Annotated in this window: 2 protein-coding genes; both read right to left on the bottom strand. The window is 45.3% G+C overall.

All coding sequences use genetic code 11. From position 1 onward, the window contains the following. Positions 1–156: NTP transferase domain-containing protein (locus A3750_RS25020; protein ID WP_156498642.1), on the bottom strand; the 156-nt coding region annotated here is incomplete at its 3' end. A gap of 128 nt (positions 157–284) precedes the next feature. After that, positions 285–701 (bottom strand): F0F1 ATP synthase subunit epsilon, encoded by a 417-nt coding sequence (locus A3750_RS15785; protein WP_068457597.1) that lies wholly within the window; start codon positions 699–701, stop codon positions 285–287. Positions 702–799 lie beyond the last annotated feature (98 nt).

Here is a 799-nt window from a genome sequence, read left to right on the forward strand (position 1 = left end):
AATAACAACGTGAATTCTATCTGGATTCAGTGCAAGTGCGGTCTCTAATACGTGTGTGAGCATTGGTTTGCCAGCAAGTGTATGCAATACCTTAGGCTTATCAGACTTCATACGGGAGCCTTTACCCGCAGCTAAGACGATAATGTGAAAATCCATATCTCGTTCCAATTCTCTCGTTTTGTTTAATTGTAGTCGCAGAAGAGTACTAAGAAAGCCTCTTATCTACTGATTTACCAACAAAAAAGGCAGCCTTAAGCTGCCTTTAGATGATTGCGTTTGTAAGCTCAACGCCTACGCAATTGTTGAATCGCTCTCAGCCTTGCAGCCGCTTCTGCTAACTGTGCTGCAGCACGAGAATAATCCATCTCGCCGCTTTGATTAGCAAATTCACGCTCGGCTTCCGCTTTCGCTTCAAGAGCCGCCGCTTCATCCAGATCATCAGCACGCTGCGCTGTATCAGAAAGTATGGTCACGACATTTGGCTGTACTTCGAGATAGCCACCTGTCACATAAAATACTTCTTCTTCACCGCCTTGCTTAACAATACGAACTGGGCCCGGCTTTAAACTAGTCATTAGTGGCGCGTGGCCTGGGGCAATACCTAAATCACCCAACTCACCAACAGCAACTACTAGCTCAACAAGACCTGAGTAGATTTGCTTTTCAGCACTAACAATATCGCAATGGACGCTAATACCCATATATTCTCTCCGGTAGAGACTGGTGAAGCGTAAGGCTTCAACCAGTCACTCAGATTACATGTTCTTGGCTTTTTCTACCGCTTCTTCGATTGAACCAA

Source organism: Oleiphilus sp. HI0079 (assembly GCF_001635105.1).

Bases quoted from the DNA above. Each gene is read 5' to 3' on its own strand.
- A3750_RS15785 (WP_068457597.1), bottom strand. From the start codon at position 701: ATGGGTATTAGCGTCCATTGCGATATTGTTAGTGCTGAAAAGCAAATC.